Origin of the sequence: Nonomuraea soli (assembly GCF_013761175.1) — a bacterium.
In the GTDB taxonomy this organism is placed as follows: domain Bacteria; phylum Actinomycetota; class Actinomycetes; order Streptosporangiales; family Streptosporangiaceae; genus Nonomuraea; species Nonomuraea soli.
Window position 1 is genome coordinate 253629 of the sequence record NZ_JACDUR010000008.1, and the last position, 16162, is coordinate 269790.

Genomic DNA, 16162 nt, shown 5'->3' on the forward strand with positions numbered 1-16162 from the left:
CACGACGGCGGCCGCGCTTTTCGTGACCGGGCACGAAGCAGCAGCATGCCACCAGGGGCGAATGTGGGGCATCACCCCCACGTTCTGGAGTCCGCCCATGAGAAAGACAGCAGCCGTCGCCGCCTTCGCGCTGCTCACCGCCGGATGCGGTAGCTCCCCGTCCGCGGAGCAGCCGGCCACGGGCACCGGCACCTTCACCGTGGCGCTGGCCGCCGACCCCGGAGTGCTCGACCCGGCCATGGGCGTGCTCTCGGCGACCAACACCGCCCTGTCGGTGGCCTACGAGAGCCTTGTCACCGTCGGCGAGGACGGCAAGACCGCGCCGGGACTGGCCGAGAAGTGGGAGATCAAGCCCGACTCGGTCACCTTCACCCTGCGCAAGGACATCACCTGCTCCGACGGGTCGAAGCTGACGCCCGCCGATGTGGCCGACAACGTCAACCACATCGTCAATCCCGACACCAAGTCGCCGATCTACGGTGTCCTGATCCCCGCCGGGATGAAGGCCACCTCCGACGCCACCTCCGTGACGCTCTCCACGCCGGAGCCGTTCGGCTTCATCCTGCAGAGCGCCCAGAACCTGCTGGTGGTGTGCGGCAAGGGCGTCAAGGACCGTTCCCTGCTGGCCAAGTCGACCTACGGCACCGGGCCGTTCGCGCTCAGCGAGGCGGTGGCGGGCGACCACTACACCTTCAGCCTGCGCAAGGACTACTCGGGCTCGACCGACGGGCTGCCCGGCAAGGTCGTCGTCAAGATCGTCCCGAACGAGCAGACCGCCGCGAACCTGATGATGTCGGGCGCGATCAACAACGCCACCTTCTTCGGCCCCGACCGGGCCCGCGTCGAGGCGATCCCCGGCGTCACCAAGGAGGTCATCGCCCCCACCAACGCCCAGTACTTCTACCACCAGGGCGAGGGCAGGCCGGGAGCCGACCCGGAGGTGCGCAAGGCGCTGACGCAGGCGCTCAACCTCCCCGAGCTGGCCGGCATCGTCTCCAGCAACACCGGCAAGCCCGCCACGGGGCTGGTCTCCGAGCCGCGCCCGTGCCCGGGTGACACCGTCACCGGCCACGTGACGCCCACCGACCCGGCCGCCGCGGCCTCCGGGCTCGAGGCGGCGGGCTGGAAGGCCGGCGCCGACGGGATCCGCGCCAAGGACGGCAAGAAGCTGAGCCTGCGGGTGCTGTACGCGACCACGCGTGGCCCCGGCTTCCAGGCGGCGGCGGAGTACATGGCCGCCACGTGGAAGAAGGTCGGAGCCGAGGTCACGCTCAACGGCGTCATCGACACCAAGCTGGCCGAGTCGCTCAACGTCACCCAGGACTGGGACGTGGCCTGGCTGCCGATCGGCGTGACGCTGCCCACGCAGCTCGTCGGGTTCCTGTCGGGCCCGGCCGCCCCCAAGGGCGCCAACTTCGCGCACCTGAACAACCAGCGCTACACCGAGCTGGTCGCCCAGGCCGCGGGCACGCCCGGCGACGCGGGCTGCAAGCTGTGGTCGGAGGCCGAGAGCGCGCTGTTCGACAACCACGACCTCGTGCCCGTCAGCGGCCTGACGATCCTGATCGCCAGCAAGGGCGGCACGGTCCGCCAGGTCGCCGGCTTCTACCAGCCGACCACCTTCCGCCTCACGCAGGGAGGGTGAGTGGCTGAGCTGAAGAACCCGGCCGGCGCGTCGATCGACGCGCCGGCCGCGGCCCGGCCCCCGGCCCGGTCGGCCACGGCCCGCAGGCTCCTACGGCACGCCGTGCGCCTGGTGGTCTCCCTGGCCGTGCTGATGGTCGCCTCCTTCGCGATGATCCACCTGATCCCCGGCGACCCCGTGCGCGCCTCGCTCGGACCCGCCGCCCCGGTGGAGCTGGTCGAGGCACGGCGGGCCGCGCTCGGCCTGGACCGGCCCTGGCCCGAGCAGCTGCTCACCTACACCGGCGACGTGCTGACGGGCAACTTCGGCACCTCCTTCATCACCGGCGAGCCGGTCGGCCAGATCATCGCCACCCGTCTGCCCAACACGCTCGTCCTGGCCCTGCTGGCCACGCTGCTGGCGCTGGCCGTGGCGATCCCGCTGGGCATGTGGGCGGCGGTGCGCACCGAGAACGGACGCAACCGCGGCACCGAGGCGGGCTTCGGCGCCGCCACCGGGGCCGCGGTGGCCGTGCCGGAGTTCCTCTACTCGATCGCCCTGGTGGCGGTCTTCGCGATCTGGCTGAAGTGGCTGCCGCCCGCGAGCAAGGCGGGACCCGAGTCGTACATCCTGCCGATCCTGGCGATGTCCATCGGCCCGACCGCGATGATCGCCCGCATCTCCCGCGCGCAGACGCTGCGCGAGCTGGGGCAGGACTACGTGCGGCTCGCCCGCGCCAACCGCCTGCCGGTCGTGCGGCTGCACCTGCGGCACGTGCTGCCCAACACGCTGACGGCCACCCTCACCGTCGGCGGCCTGCTGCTGACCTCCCTGATCGCCGGCAGCGTGCTGGTGGAGTACGTCTTCGCCTGGCCGGGCCTGGGCCAGCGCATCGTGGAGTCGATCACGATGAAGGACTATCCCGTCGCCCAGGGCGCGATCCTCGTCTACGGCGCCCTCGTGCTGATCGTCAACTTCCTGGTGGACGTGCTGATCGGCGTGCTGGACCCGACCTCTGCCCTCAAGGAGAACTGATGCGCGCCGGTCTGGCGATCGTCGCCGCCCTGATCGTGCTGGCGATCATCGGCCCGCCCCTGTGGGGCGATCAGGCCGAGGCGATCAACTCGGCCGCCATCCTGCAGGGCGCCTCGGCCGCGCATCCGCTGGGCACCGACAACCTGGGCCGCGACCTGCTGGCCAGGGTGCTGGTGGCGGGGCGGTTCACGCTCATGCTCGCGCTGCTGGCCACCGCGATCGGCGCCGTCGTCGGCACCGTCCTCGGCGCGCTGCCCGCGGTCCTGCCCAGGAAGGGCGCGCGGTTCGTGACCGGCCTGGTCAACGCGCTGGTCGCCTTCCCCGGGCTGCTGCTGGCGATGTTCGTCGCGGTCATCGCCGGGCTCGGCGCCAAGGGCGCGGTGCTGGGCATCGGCGCCGCGATCGCGCCCGGCTTCGCCCGCCTCACCCAGACCCTGGCCGCCTCGGTCGCCGGGGCCGACTACGTCAGCGCCGCCCGCATGCTCGGCGTGCCGCGCGGGCGCATCCTGGCCCGTCACGTGCTTCCCAACATCGCCGAGCCGCTCATCCTCAACCTGACCCAGGCGATGGGCGGGGCCCTGCTGGGCCTGGCCGGCATGTCGTTCCTGGGACTGGGCGTGCAGCCGCCGTCGTTCGACTGGGGGCGGCTGCTGTTCGACGGCTTCGCCCGCATCTACCTCACGCCGGAGGTCGCGCTCGGGCCCGCCGTCGCGGTCGCCCTGGCGGGCATCGGCTTCAACCTGCTCGGCGACGGGCTGGTCAAGAAGGCGCGCAGGGCACGCCCCTCGACGGACAAGGCCGTGGCGCCCCGGCCGGAGCCGGTCGCGGCCGACCCCGAGGCGGTCCTCGACGTGCGCGAGCTGACCGTGGCCTTCCCCGGCGGCGTCACCCCGGTGCGTGAGCTGTCGCTGACCATCCGCCCCGGCGAGATCGTCGGGCTGGTGGGGGAGTCGGGCAGCGGCAAGAGCCTGACCGCCGCCGCCGTCGGCGGGCTGGTGCCGTACCCGGGTGTCGTCGGCGCGAGCCTGCTGCACCGCGGCGGCGAGGTCGCCATGGTCTTCCAGGAGCCCGCGCTCAACCCGGCGCTGAAGGTCGGCGGCCAGCTGGCCGAGGTGGCGATCGTGCGCGACGGCCTGTCGAGGGCCGAGGCGCGCGAGCGGGCGATCGACCGGCTGGGACGCGTGCACCTGCCCGACCCGGCCCGCAGCGCCAAGTCGCACCCGCACGAGCTGTCGGGCGGCATGCGCCAGCGCGCGGTCATCGCCATGGGCCTCATGGGCAGCCCGAAGCTGATCGTCGCCGACGAGCCGACCACCGCGCTCGACGTGACCGTCCAGGGCCAGATCCTCAAGCTGCTGCGCGAGGTGGTCGACCAGACCGGCTCGGCGGTGCTGTTCATCTCGCACGACATCGCCGTGGTGGGCGAGCTGTGCGACCGCGTGGTGGTGATGTACGCGGGCCGGGTGGTCGAGGAACTGCCGGTCAAGGAGCTGGCCGCCGGAGCCGCCCATCCGTACACCCGCGCGCTGATCGCCTCGCTGCCCGACATGGAGACCGACCGCTCGCGGCCGCTGGCGAGCATTCCCGGCCGCCAGCCGGCGCCCGCCGACGTGGGCGAGGGCTGCGCCTTCGCGCCCCGCTGCGCGCTGGCCACCGAGCGCTGCGCCGCCGAACGACCCCCGTTGACCGTGTACGGCCCGGCGCACCGGGTCGCCTGCTGGGAGGCCTGATGCGCATCGAGAACTTGACCGTCCGCTACGGCTCCTTCGTGGCCGTGGACGATGTCAGCCTGGAGATCCCCACCGGCTCCATCGTCGGGCTGGTGGGGGAGTCGGGCTCCGGCAAGTCGACGCTGGCACGCGCGGTCAGCGGGCTGGTGCCGTACACCGGAGCGCTGACCGGGGCCGAGCGGGTCCAGATGGTCTTCCAGAACCCCTACGCCTCCCTGGACCCGCGCATGACCGTGGGCGGGTCGGTGGCCGAGGCGCTGCTGCGCCTGCCGTCAGGCAGGCGCGCGGCGGAGGTCGAGCGGCTGCTGGACCTCGTGGCGCTGCCCGGCTCGGTGGCCGGGCGCTACCCGCGCGAGCTGTCGGGAGGTCAGCGCCAGCGCGTGGCGATCGCCCGCGCCCTGGGCGCCGAGCCGAGCCTGCTGGTCGCCGACGAGATCACCAGTGCGCTGGACGTGTCGGTCCAGGGAGCGGTGCTCAACCTGGTCCGGTCGCTGCGCGAGGAGCTGGGCCTGTCGATCCTGTTCATCTCGCACAATCTCGCGGTCGTGCGCTACGTGTGCGACTCCATCGCGGTGATGCACCGCGGCCGCGTGGTGGAGGCGGGCCCGACGGATCAGGTGACCCTCGAGCCCGCCCACGACTACACCCGCTCGCTGCTGTCTGCCGTGCCGCGGCTGACCACGTAGAACTGCTTGGCGTGGAAGCCGGTCACCCGGCCGCCTTCCGCGATCAGGCCGCCGAGCACCTCACGCACGGCCAGGCGCCAGGCCTTGGCCGTGCCGGGCTCGCTCCTGCGCAGGCTCTCGATGTCCTCGGGCACCGCCACGAGCACGGTCGGGGCGTCGGAGCCGAGCGTGACGGGCCTGCCGCCCTCGTCGGCCAGGACGACCGCGGCGTTCTCCAGTGACATCTCCGGCTTGCGCCCGCGCAGCTCCCAGACGGCGAGCAGCCGGTCGGAGTCGTCGCCCTGGTTGATCGAGTCGGCCATCTCCCCGTAGAAGCTGGGCAGGTACTCGTGGGGCAGGGCGCCCAGCTTGGCCAGGTTGAAGTGCGCGTTGCGCCGCACCAGCGGATCGTAGGTCCACGTGATGCGCGCCAGGCCGCGCTCCAGCGCCCATTCGCGCTGGTGCAACTTGAGCTCGTGGCCGATGCCGCGGCCCACGCGGGCGCCGGTGATGTGTGAATGCAGCGCGTTCCCCGTCGCCAGGAAGCCCACGGAGCCGCCCACGAGGCGGCTGCCGTCGAAGGCGCCTGACACGTAGCCGCCCGCGTGAGACAGGGCCCGCATGAGCTCCGGGGTCACCGGCATGCTGTCGGCGTCGAAGTGCCAGATCGCCTTGAAAAGCTCGGTGACCTCGGCGAACTCCTGAATACTGCGCAACTCTCGCACGTTCACAGCGCGACGCTATGCCAGTGCGGCGGGGCCCGGATTCGTGCGGCTTCACCAAATGCCGGGCCCCTCTTTGTGGTGCCGCTAGAGGGTGATCCACTCGCTGGAGGTCGTGACCTCGTCGAGGATCGCGGGGATCGGCTCGACGCCGAGGCCGGGGCCGGTCGGCACGTTCAGGTGGCCGTCCTGGAGCTCGAACGGCTCGGTGATGTCGGTGGCGTAGTAGCGCCGTGATCCCGAGGTGTCGCCGGGCAGCGTGAAGCCGGGAAGCGCCGCCAGCGCGACGTTGGCCGCGCGGCCCAGGCCCGTCTCCAGCATGCCGCCGCACCACACCGCGATGCCGTGCGCGCGGCACAGGTCGTGGATGCGGCGCGCCTCCAGGTAGCCGCCGACGCGGCCGGGCTTGACGTTGACGATCGAGCAGGCGCCCATGGAGATGGCGGCGGCCGCGTGCTCGGCCGACTCGATCGACTCGTCGAGGCAGATCGGGGTCTTGAGCTGGGTGGCGAGCTGGGCGTGCTGGGCCATGTCGTCGTTGGCCAGGGGCTGCTCGATCAGCAGCAGCCCGAAGTCGTCGAGCTTGGCCAGATGACGGGCGTCGGCCAGGGTGTAGGCGGCGTTGGCGTCGACCTGCAGCAGGATCTCGTCGCCGAACCGCTCGCGCACCGCGCGGACCGCCTCGACGTCCCAGCCCGGCTCGATCTTCAGCTTGATCCGCACGTAGCCTTCGGCGAGGTAGCCCTCGACGGCGTCGAGCAACTGCGGGATGGCGTCCATGATGCCGACCGAGACGCCGCACGGCACCCGGTCGGCCGCCGCGCCCAGGAACTGGCCGAACGACTCGTTGTTCGCGCGCAGCTGCGCGTCGAGGATCGCGGTCTCCAGCGCCGCCTTGGCCATGCGGTGGCCCTTGATCGGCTCCAGGTGCCGGGCGACCGCCTGGGCGTCGACGTCGCCGGGCAGCGAGGGCAGGAGGAATCGCTTGATCACCGCGGCGGCCCCGTCGACGTACTCGGAGGAGTACAGCGGTTCGGACATGGCCACGCACTCGCCCCAGCCCTCCGCGTCGGGGGTGACCACCCTGACCAGCAGGACGTCGCGGGACGTCTCGGTGCCGAAGGAGGTACGGAACGGCGCCACGAGCGGCATCGCGATGCGGCGCAGCTCAACTCCAGTGATCTTCACGCTTTCTCACTTCCCGGGTTGGAGAACCTCATTCCCCGATGACCATATGGCGACGTTATGTCAGCAGAAATCGTCGAGCACGCCGAATCGCCGACGCTGTCTTGTTTCCGGCTCCAGCTGGAAGTTAGGAAAGGTTCCTAAAAAATGGGCCTCCCTTTCATGTCCGACCTCATGACAACCTGTGGGCACCTGGAGCAAGGCACCCCCTCCCACCGAGGAGCATCATGTCCTTACGAAGGTCACTGACCTGCGCTCTGGCCCTGGTCGCCGGCCTCATGGTCCCCGCCGCCGCCCACGCCGCACCCACCCGCCACGAGGCCGAGAACGCCACGATCGTGCAGGGCGCCGTCGAGTCCAACCACGCGGGATTCTCCGGCACCGGCTTCGTCAACGGCGAGAACGTGGCCGGGCCGTACGTGCAGTGGACGGTCAACGCCCCGGCGGCGGGCACCGCCACCCTCACGTTCCGTTACGCCAACGGCACCACCTCCCCGCGGGTCGCCGACCTCGCGGTCAACGGCGCCGTCGTCGCCGACGACCGGAGCTTCGCCCCGACGGGCGCCTGGTCGACCTGGGCCACGGCGACGATCACCGCGCCGCTGAACGCGGGCGCCAACACCGTGCGCGCCACCGCGTCCGCCGCCGGCGGCAGCCCCAACTGGGACTACCTCGACGTCGAGGTCGCCGCGCCGGTCACCTCCTACCAGGCGGAGAGCGCCACGATCTCGCAGGGCGTGGTGGAGTCGAACCATGCCGGCTACACCGGGTCGGGCTTCGTCAACTACGACAACGTCGCGGGCGCCTACGTCGAGTTCGGCGTCAGCGCCGCTGCCACCGGCCCGCAGACGCTGACCTTCCGCTTCGCCAACGGCACCACCACCGACCGGCCGATGTCGATCACCGTCAACGGAGGCGCCGCGGTCACCCGGAGCTTCCCCGGCACCGGAGCCTGGTCGACCTGGCAGGAGATCGCCGTGCAGGCCACCCTGCAGGCGGGCGCCAACACCGTGCGCGCCACCGCGACGACCGCCAACGGCGGCCCCAACCTCGACCGGCTCTCCGTGACCGGACCAGGAGACACCCAGGCGCCCACCCCGCCGGGACAGCCCGCCTGCGACCAGTTCACCTCCAGCGGCATGCGCCTGACCTGGCCCGCCTCGACCGACGACATCGGCGTGGTCGCCTACGACATCTTCCACCTGGGCACGCAGATCGGCACCGCCGCCGCCTCACCGCACACACTCACGGGCCTGCAGGCGAACTTCACCTACACGATCTCGGTGTTCGCCCGCGACGCCTCCGGCAACGTCTCGGCCAGCAGCCCCGAGGTGACCTGCCAGACCCAGCCCGCCCCGCCCGACAACCCGCCCACCGCGCCCGGCCAGCCCGCCGTCAGCGGCGTGCAGCCCACCCAGGCCACCGTCACCTGGGGCGCCTCGGCCGACGACAACGGCGTCAGCGCCTACCGGATCGTCGACCAGTCGGGCTTCCAGCTCAAGCAGGTCGCGGGAGACGTCACGAGCACCGGCGTCGCGCTGCAGTGCAACACGACCTACCAGCTGCGCGTGATCGCCGTCGACACCGCGAGCCAGACCTCCGCGCCCAGCGCGGCCTCGGCCTCCTTCACCACCGGCGGCTGCGGCACCGTGCCGCAGACCCCGGCGACCGTCGCGGGCTCGTGGGACGTGCCGTGGGACGTCTCCTGGGCGCCCGACGGCTCCTTCGCCCTGGTCACCGAGCGCGACACCTTCCGCGTCTTCAAGCTCACCCCGTCGGGGACCAAGACCCAGGTCGGCACCGTGCCCGGCACCGTGACCACCGACGGCGAGGGCGGCCTGATGGGCGTGGCGCTCTCCCCGACCTGGAACGGCGGCTCCGACCAGGAGGTGTACTTCATGCACACCGCCTCGGAGGGCAACCGTGTGGCCAGGATGAGCTTCAACGGCACCACGCTGTCCGGATACGCCTCGGTGCTGCAGGGCATCGCCAAGAACCGCTACCACAACGGCGGGCGCCTCAAGTTCGGCCCCGACGGCTTCCTCTACGTGACCACCGGTGACGCCCAGCAGACCAGCCACGCGCAGAACCTCTCCTCGCTCAACGGCAAGATCCTGCGCATCACCAGGACCGGAGCGGCCGCCCCCGGCAACCCCTTCGGCACCCGCGTCTACAGCTACGGCCACCGCAACCCGCAGGGCATCGCCTGGGACTCGGCCGGACGGCTGTGGTCGTCGGAGTTCGGCAACGCCACCGCCGACGAGCTCAACCTGATCCTGCCAGGACGCAACTACGGCTGGCCGACCTGCGAAGGCACCTGCGCCGTCTCGGGCATGACCAACCCCAAGCGCACCTGGACCACCGCCGAGGCCTCCCCGTCGGGCATCGCCATCGTCAACAACACCGTGTTCATGGCGGCGCTGCGCGGCCAGCGGCTGTGGCGCATCGTGCTCAACGGCGAGAACGTCTCGACGGTCAACTCCTACTTCAACGGCACCTACGGCAGGCTGCGACTGGTGGAGAAGGTGCCGGGGGCCAACGCCCTGTGGTTCGGCTCCAGCAACTCCGACAACAACGGCAACGGCAGCGCCGACGTGATCAGGCGCTCGGCCATCCAGTGAACAAGACGCCTCTCACAGGTTTCTCACGTTCGTCCAGGACACTCGGGGCGTGCATGACACCGTGACGGGGGAGAGCGTCGCGCCCGCGCGGCCGTCGAGGCGGCGGCGCGGGCGCTGGTTCTCGTGGACGATCGTGACATTCCTGGCGGCGTGGGCGCTGGTGCGCCTGCTCGGATGGGAGACGGGCAGCTTCCTCACGCAGCTGATGACCATGACGCCGTACGCGGCCGCCTTCGCCCTGGTCATGGGCCTGTTCCTGCTGGTCAGGAGGGCCTGGCGCCCGGCGGTGGCGGCCCTGGCCGTCTGCGCGGCGCTCGCCGCGGCCGTGCTGCCGCGCGCCGTGACAGGGAGTACGGCAAGCGGGACGGAGCTTCGTGTCCTCGCGCTCAACATGTTCGGCCGTGCCGACCCCGAGGCCGTCGTCGACCTGGTGCGCCGCCACCGGCCCCACGTGCTCAGCGCGCTGGAGCTCACCCCGGGCCAGGTCGAGCGGCTCGACGAGGCCGGGCTGAAGGAGCTCATGCCGCACCGGGTGCTCGAGCCCGAGTACAGCGCCTCCGGCAGCGGCCTGTACTCCACGCTGCCGCTGACCAGGCTCGACGGGCTGTTCACCCCGATCGGCCACCACATGCCCGCCGCCTCGCTGGCGCTGCCGGGCGCGGGAACGGTCCAGGTCGTGGCCGTGCACCCCAATCCGCCGCTGGGCCGGATGACGGCCGAGTGGAACGCCTCGCTCGCCGCCCTGCCGCCGCCGTCGGCCTCGGAGATCCGGGTGCTGGCCGGAGACTTCAACGCCAGCCTCGACCACCGCGCCTTCCGCGACCTGCTCGCCCGCGGCTACGTCGACGCCGCCGACCAGGCGGGCAAGGGGCTGGTGCCGACCTGGCCCAACAGCAGGCGCCTGCCGGTGCCGCCGTTCATCACCATCGACCACGTCGTCGCCGACGCGCGCGTCTCGGTGGCGGGCGTGGAGGTCCACGACGTGCCGGGCACCGACCACCGGGCCGTCTTCGCCGATCTGCGGCTGCCGCGCGGGTGATCGCCAGGGCAGGATGTCGGGAGACGTCCCCCTGAGGAGAGGCACCCCCATGCAGGAGACCCAGGCTCCCTGGCCGCCCCGAGACAACCTCACGATCACCCGGGTGCGCGCGATCGTGACGGCGCCCGAGGGCATCCCCCTGGTCGTGGTGCGCGTCGACACCTCCGACGACGGCCTGTACGGCCTGGGCTGCGCCACCTTCACCCAGCGCTTCCACGCGGTGGCGGCCACCGTCGACGAGCACATCGCGCCCATGCTGGTCGGCCGCCATCCCGCCGACATCGAGGACATCACCCGGCTGATCCACCTGTCGTCGTACTGGCGCACGGGGCCGGTGCTGAACAACGCCCTGTCGGGCGTGGACATGGCGTTGTGGGACATCGCGGGCAAGCGGGCGGGCATGCCCGTCTACGAGCTGCTCGGCGGGCGGGTGCGCACCGGCGCGCCGCTGTACCTGCACGCCGAGGGGGCCACGGTCGAGGCCACGCTGGAGCACGCCACGCACCTCATGGAGCAGGGTTACACGCACGTGCGCCTGCAGACCGGCCAGCCTGGACTGGGCACCTACGGCGCGCCGGGGAGCGCGGGCGCCTACCCGCGGGCGCCGCATCCCGACGGATGGGACAGGCGGCAGTACCTGCGCACCACGCCCGCGCTGTTCGAGCGGGCCAGGCAGGTCCTGGGCGAGGAGGTCGAGCTGCTGCACGACGTGCACAGCAGGCTGACGCCCAAGGAGGCGGTCGTGCTGGCGCGCTCGCTGGAGCCGTACCGGCTGTTCTTCCTGGAGGACGTGATCGCGCCCGAGAACTACGACCGGCTGCCGGAGGTGCGGGCGGCCTCGCCGGTGCCGCTGGCCGTCGGCGAGCTGCTGGTGTCGGCGCAGGAAGCGGCCAGGATCGTCATGGACAGGGGCGTCGACCTGCTGCGCTGCCACATCTCCGCGATCGGCGGGCTGACCCCGGCACGCAAGCTCGTGGCGTTGTGCGAGCTGACCGGCACGCGCACGGCCTGGCACTCTCCCGGCGACGTCTCGCCGATCGGGGTCGCCGCCAATCTGGCTCTCGACGTGAGCACCAGCGCGTTCGGCATCCAGGAGGCGCACGTCTATCCCGACGAGGTGTGCGAGGTCTTCCCCGGCACGCTCAACCCGGTGGGCGGCTACCTGTACCCGTCGGACCGGCCGGGCTGGGGTGTCGAGCTGGACGAGAAGCTGGCGGCGCACTACCCGCCGGAGACGCACCGTCACGAGCGGTGGGCGGCCCGCGTGCGCCGCCCCGACGGCGGGCTCGAGGTGCCGTAGGGAAGAGCGGCGGCCCCCGCGCTGTTGCCGCCTGTGTGACCGTGGAGATCGAAGCCGTCGTGATCGGCGCCGGGCAGGCGGGCCTGTCCAGCGCCTTCCACCTGCGCCGCCTCGGCGTGCCCGCCGTCGTCCTCGACGCGGCCGACGGGCCCGGTGGCGCGTGGCGTCACCGTTCTCCCTCGCTCACCATGGACAAGATCCACGGGATCTTCGACCTGCCGGGCGTCACGTGGGAGGAGTCGGGGCTGCTGGAGCCGGGGGCCGCCGACGCGGTACGGCAGGCGGGCCACGGGCCGCTGCCGCGCGAGCAGGCCCGCGTGGTCGTGCCGCGCTACTACGGCGACTACGAGCGGCGCACCGGGCTGGAGGTGCTGCGGCCCGTGACGGTCTCCTCCGTCACGCGGACCGGGAGCGGGCTGCTGGTGAGCGCCGACGCGGGGCAGTGGGCGGCGCGCGCCGTCGTCAACGCCACCGGCACCTGGAGCCGCCCGCACTGGCCGTACTACCCGGGCCTGGCGGACTTCCGCGGACGGCAGCTGCACTACGCCGGCTACGACGGGCCTGACGGCTTCGCCGGGCGCAGGGTCGCGGTGGTCGGCGGGGGAGCGTCGGCCATGCACGTGCTCTCCGAGGTCGCCGGGGTGGCCGCCACCGTGCTCTGGGTGACCAGGCGCCCACCGGTGTGGCGCGAGGAGTTCGGCGAACAGGCCCGCCGCGAGGCGGTCGCCAGGGTCGAGGCCCGGGTGCGTGCCGGACTGCCGCCGACCAGCGTCGTCGGCGTCACCGGGCTCGGCTCCACCGTGGTCGTCCGCGAGGCGCTGGCCAAGGGGGCGCTCGGCCGCCGGCCCATGTTCAGCAGGCTCCTGCCGTACGGCGTGGCCTGGGCCGACGGGAGCGTCGCCGAGATCGACACCATCGTGTGGGCCACCGGCTTCCGCTCCGCGCTCGACCACCTCGCCCCGCTCAAACTGCGCGAGCCGGGCGGCGGCATCAGGGTCGACGGCACCGCCGTGGCCAAAGAGCCGCGGCTGCAGCTCGTCGGCTACGGCCCCTCGGCCAGCACCGTCGGCGCGAACCGGGCCGGACGGGCCGCCGCGCGGCGGGTGCGCGACCTGCTGAGAGCCGAGGCCCTGCCCGCCGCGTGATCGCGGTCAGTGGTAGGCGTGGACGACGGCGTGGCCTTTGCCCTTGCTGATGATCCACTTGTTGATCGGCCAGGTGACGAGGAAGGCCACCACGAAGGCGAAGGCGAGCGCGCCCCAGAACAGGGCGCTGGCCAGGCCCGCCTCCATGGCGCCCGGCACGACCAGCATGACGCCGTTGTCGACGATCTCCATGATCGCGATGGAGATGGTGTCGGCGGCCAGGGCGACCTTGAGCGCCTGCTTGAAGCCGAGCCCCGCCTTCATCACGCCGCGCATCGTCAGCGCGTAGCCGAAGACGAACGCCAGGGCGACGGCCAGCACGATGGTGGCCAGGTTCGACCAGCCGAGCGCGGTGCCGATGACCATGCCCAGGACCTCGCCGATGGCGCAGCCTGTCAGGCAGTGGAGGGTCGCCGAGGCGGCCATGCCCCAGGTGGTGCCGCCATGAGAGGCGTGCTGGTCATGGTGCTCGTGATGGTGGTGCTCATGCTGTTGTGACATCGGTCTTTCACTCCTGCTTTCGATTCATGGGTCACCGTATACCCCTATAGGGTGTGTTGCGCAACCGGCAAGATCCGGTTAGCGTCCTGACATGCTGCTTCCTGGCTACACGGAGATCCGGGAGCTCGGCCACGGCGCGTTCGGCACGGTGATGCTGGCCACGCGCGACGCCGACGGCGCCCAGGTGGCGATCAAGCACCTCGGCCGCGACGCCGGCTTCCTGGAACGCTTCCGCGAGGAGGCCTCCGTGATCGCCGCCCTGGACAGCCCCCACGTCGTCAGGCTGCTGGAATACGCGGAAGGCCCCGGCGGAGCCGCGATCGTCATGGAGCTCGTCGAGGGCGTCACGCTGAGGCGATTACTCCAGCAGGAGGGGCCCACCGGGCCGGAGGCGGCGCTCGCCGTCCTCAAGGGCTCGCTGCTCGGCCTGGCCGAGGCCCACCGCGCCGGGGTGGTGCACCGCGACTTCAAGCCCGAGAACATCCTGGTCACCGGCGAGGGATGCAGCAAGCTCGCCGACTTCGGCGTCGCCGTGCGCACCGGCGACGACGGGCACCTGGAGGGCACGCCCGCCTACATGGCGCCGGAACGCTGGGAGGAACTCCCGGTCGGCCCCGCGAGCGACATCTACGCCGCCGCCGTCGTCTTCTTCGAGTGCCTCGCCGGACGCAGGCCCTTCACGGGGGCGAACGTCGCCGCCCTGGCCTACCAGCACCAGCATGCCGAGCCGCCGCTGGAACTGGTCGACGAGTCGATGCGGATCCTCCTGGCCCGCGGCCTGGCCAAGGAACCCGCGGCGCGGCCCGCCTCGGCCGAGGAGTTCCTGGAGGAGCTGGAGGAGCTGGCCGTCGCCGCCTACGGCACCGGATGGGAGGTGCGGGGGCGCGCCGGGCTGTCGGCACTCGCCGTGCCGTACGCCGCGCTGGTCCGCACGGGCGAGCCCGTCGCGCGCACCGGCACCACGCTGGCCCGCAGCCTGATCACCGGCGGGATGGTCGCCGCGACCGCCGCGGCCGTGGCGACCGCGTTCACCGTGTGGCGCGACGCGCCCGCGCCAGTGGAGCGGGCGCAGCCGCCCGTCCCGGCGGTCACGGTCGTGACACCGGCCCCCGCCGTGACAGCGACCGTGACGCCGGTTGAGACGCCGGCTGTGACGCCCGCTGTGACGATCACGCCCGGCCCGGTCGCTGAGGCGCCGCCGAGTGTGCGGCCGGTGACGCTCGTGCAGGCGGGGGAGCCCAGTCCGGCGGGCACGACCACGGCGCGGCCTCCCGCTCCTGAGCACACCCCGACGAGGGCGCCCGCCAAGCCCACGGGTGAACCGGCCAAGGAACCCGAGCCGTCGCCAGCCCAACCCTCTTCGCAGCAGCCGCCGCCGCCGGACAGTCCCCCCGCGACCGAGGCTCCCTCGAAGGAGCCGCTGGTGGACATCACGCTCGACGTCGACCTGCTCGACGACGACGAGCTGGTGGGCGTCGACATCGGCGTGGACGTGAACCTCGGCGGGATCCTGTAACGATCAGACGGACCGGGTAGTCCGGGCATAACCTCTCCAACTGACCGCTACTATCGTCCATCGGACAGTCAAGTGCGGGCAAAGGAGAAGCGTGGCGGTTGGGTGCCTTCGAGCGCTCGTCGCGGCCGTGGTCGCCATCTCCCTGCTGGCGGGACCCGCGCAGGCCGACCCGAAGCCGTCGCTGAAGAAGCTCAAGAGCGAGCTGACGGCGCTGCAGAAAGAGTCCGACCGGCTGATCGAGGACTACTACCAGGCCCGGATCCAGCTGGAGAAGGTCGAGCAGGCCGACAAGGACGCCCAGGGGCAGCTCGACGAGGCGCAGGCGGTGCTCGACCACGAATCCGGACAGCTCAAGCGCATGGCCGTCGAGCACTACATGAACGGCAACGGCGAGACGGCCGCGCTGACCATGATCTCCGGCGGCGTCGACCCGCAGACGCACCTGCGGCGCCTGACCATCAACCAGCACATCCTCGAGGAGGAGGCCGACCGGCTGGCCGGCTTCAAGGCCGTGCGCGACAGGCACCAGGCCGCCCAGACCGAGGCCTCCGAGCGCGGCAAGGCGCTCAAGGACTCGATGAAGGACCTCGACAAGCGCAAGAAACGCGCCGAGAAGCTCATCGAGCAGATCCGCGACAAGATCGACCTGGCCCACGACGCCCCCGGATTCCGCAGGTCCGACGGCACCTGGGTGCCCCAGCTGCCCACCGGCTCCGACCACATCACGCCGCGCATGCGCCTGGTCCGCGACCTGATCGTCGACCGCTTCGGCACCGGCGGGTACGGCGTCGGCTGCTACCGCGCCTTCAACGACGGCGGCGAGCACCCTCTGGGACGGGCGTGCGACTTCATGCTCAGCACCGGCGGGCAGATGCCGTCGAAGGAGCAGGTGGATCGCGGCCACCGGATCGCCGCCTGGGTCGTCAAGAACGCCAAGCGGCTGGGCATCATGTACGTGATCTACCGCCAGCGCATCTGGCACGTCCGCACCGGCCAGTGGCGCGTGATGTCCAACCGCGGCGGCAACACGGCCAACCACTACGACCACCCGCACGTGTCGGTGTACTGATCACACCTGG

13 protein-coding genes are annotated in these 16162 nt (G+C 71.9%); 10 read left to right on the plus strand and 3 right to left on the minus strand.

The window, feature by feature from the left end; translation table 11 throughout:
* Positions 1-97: 97 nt before the first annotated feature.
* The 4 genes from HNR30_RS37365 to HNR30_RS37380 are packed head-to-tail and all read left to right on the plus strand — an operon-like array spanning position 98 to position 5075.
* Positions 98-1645, plus strand: a complete 1548-nt coding sequence (locus tag HNR30_RS37365) for an ABC transporter substrate-binding protein (RefSeq protein ID WP_181614859.1) — start codon at positions 98-100, stop codon at positions 1643-1645.
* Positions 1646-2659 (plus strand): ABC transporter permease, encoded by a 1014-nt coding sequence (locus HNR30_RS37370; RefSeq protein ID WP_312894922.1) that lies wholly within the window; start codon positions 1646-1648, stop codon positions 2657-2659.
* Positions 2659-4389 (plus strand): dipeptide/oligopeptide/nickel ABC transporter permease/ATP-binding protein, encoded by a 1731-nt coding sequence (locus tag HNR30_RS37375; protein WP_181614860.1) that lies wholly within the window; start codon positions 2659-2661, stop codon positions 4387-4389. The genes HNR30_RS37370 and HNR30_RS37375 overlap by 1 nt, the downstream gene beginning before the upstream one ends.
* Entirely contained in the window at positions 4389-5075 is a 687-nt protein-coding gene (locus HNR30_RS37380) for an ABC transporter ATP-binding protein (RefSeq protein ID WP_181614861.1), read from the plus strand. The genes HNR30_RS37375 and HNR30_RS37380 overlap by 1 nt, the downstream gene beginning before the upstream one ends.
* Here the strand turns inward: HNR30_RS37380 and HNR30_RS37385 are convergent.
* Together HNR30_RS37385 and menC are read right to left on the minus strand one after the other, a co-directional pair.
* The gene (locus HNR30_RS37385; protein ID WP_312894923.1) at positions 5030-5785 is read right to left on the minus strand and encodes a GNAT family N-acetyltransferase; all 756 of its coding nucleotides are present in this window, start codon (positions 5783-5785) and stop codon (positions 5030-5032) included. The two genes, HNR30_RS37380 and HNR30_RS37385, sit on opposite strands and share 46 nt — an antisense overlap.
* Positions 5786-5863: 78 nt before the next feature.
* Positions 5864-6964: an o-succinylbenzoate synthase gene (gene menC / locus HNR30_RS37390; protein WP_181614862.1), complete on the minus strand. Its 1101-nt coding sequence runs from the start codon at positions 6962-6964 to the stop codon at positions 5864-5866.
* A 224-nt stretch (positions 6965-7188) separates the two neighbouring features.
* Between menC and HNR30_RS37395 the strand changes: the two genes are divergently transcribed.
* From HNR30_RS37395 to HNR30_RS37410, 4 genes are read left to right on the plus strand one after another with little or no spacing between them, the layout of a single operon-like run.
* Positions 7189-9582, plus strand: a complete 2394-nt coding sequence (locus tag HNR30_RS37395; protein ID WP_181614863.1) for a PQQ-dependent sugar dehydrogenase — start codon at positions 7189-7191, stop codon at positions 9580-9582.
* 49 nt (positions 9583-9631) lie between these two features.
* Entirely contained in the window at positions 9632-10621 is a 990-nt protein-coding gene (locus tag HNR30_RS37400) for an endonuclease/exonuclease/phosphatase family protein (RefSeq protein ID WP_312894924.1), read from the plus strand.
* 49 nt (positions 10622-10670) lie between these two features.
* Positions 10671-11921 carry an enolase C-terminal domain-like protein gene (locus tag HNR30_RS37405; protein ID WP_181614864.1) on the plus strand — a complete coding sequence of 417 codons (1251 nt, stop codon included), beginning with the start codon at positions 10671-10673 and terminating at the stop codon, positions 11919-11921.
* Positions 11922-11962: 41 nt separating this feature from the next.
* Entirely contained in the window at positions 11963-13066 is a 1104-nt protein-coding gene (locus HNR30_RS37410; protein ID WP_312894925.1) for an NAD(P)-binding domain-containing protein, read from the plus strand.
* 6 nt (positions 13067-13072) lie between these two features.
* On the opposite strand, the gene HNR30_RS37415 is transcribed toward HNR30_RS37410, so the two are convergent.
* On the minus strand, positions 13073-13567 hold the full coding sequence (locus HNR30_RS37415) for a DUF4396 domain-containing protein (protein WP_181614866.1): 495 nt from the start codon (positions 13565-13567) through the stop codon (positions 13073-13075).
* Positions 13568-13658: 91 nt separating this feature from the next.
* Between HNR30_RS37415 and HNR30_RS37420 the strand changes: the two genes are divergently transcribed.
* On the plus strand, positions 13659-15083 hold the full coding sequence (locus tag HNR30_RS37420) for a serine/threonine-protein kinase (RefSeq protein WP_181614867.1): 1425 nt from the start codon (positions 13659-13661) through the stop codon (positions 15081-15083).
* A 91-nt stretch (positions 15084-15174) separates the two neighbouring features.
* Entirely contained in the window at positions 15175-16152 is a 978-nt protein-coding gene (locus HNR30_RS37425) for a coiled-coil domain-containing protein (protein ID WP_312894926.1), read from the plus strand.
* The last annotated feature ends 10 nt before the right edge of the window (positions 16153-16162 follow it).

Coding starts and splice junctions, on each gene's coding strand:
- HNR30_RS37365 (WP_181614859.1), top strand. CDS start 98: ATGAGAAAGACAGCAGCCGTCGCCGCCTTCGCGCTGCTCACCGCCGGA.
- HNR30_RS37375 (WP_181614860.1), top strand. CDS start 2,659: ATGCGCGCCGGTCTGGCGATCGTCGCCGCCCTGATCGTGCTGGCGATC.
- HNR30_RS37380 (WP_181614861.1), top strand. CDS start 4,389: ATGCGCATCGAGAACTTGACCGTCCGCTACGGCTCCTTCGTGGCCGTG.
- HNR30_RS37395 (WP_181614863.1), top strand. CDS start 7,189: ATGTCCTTACGAAGGTCACTGACCTGCGCTCTGGCCCTGGTCGCCGGC.
- HNR30_RS37405 (WP_181614864.1), top strand. CDS start 10,671: ATGCAGGAGACCCAGGCTCCCTGGCCGCCCCGAGACAACCTCACGATC.
- HNR30_RS37415 (WP_181614866.1), bottom strand. CDS start 13,567: ATGTCACAACAGCATGAGCACCACCATCACGAGCACCATGACCAGCAC.
- HNR30_RS37420 (WP_181614867.1), top strand. CDS start 13,659: ATGCTGCTTCCTGGCTACACGGAGATCCGGGAGCTCGGCCACGGCGCG.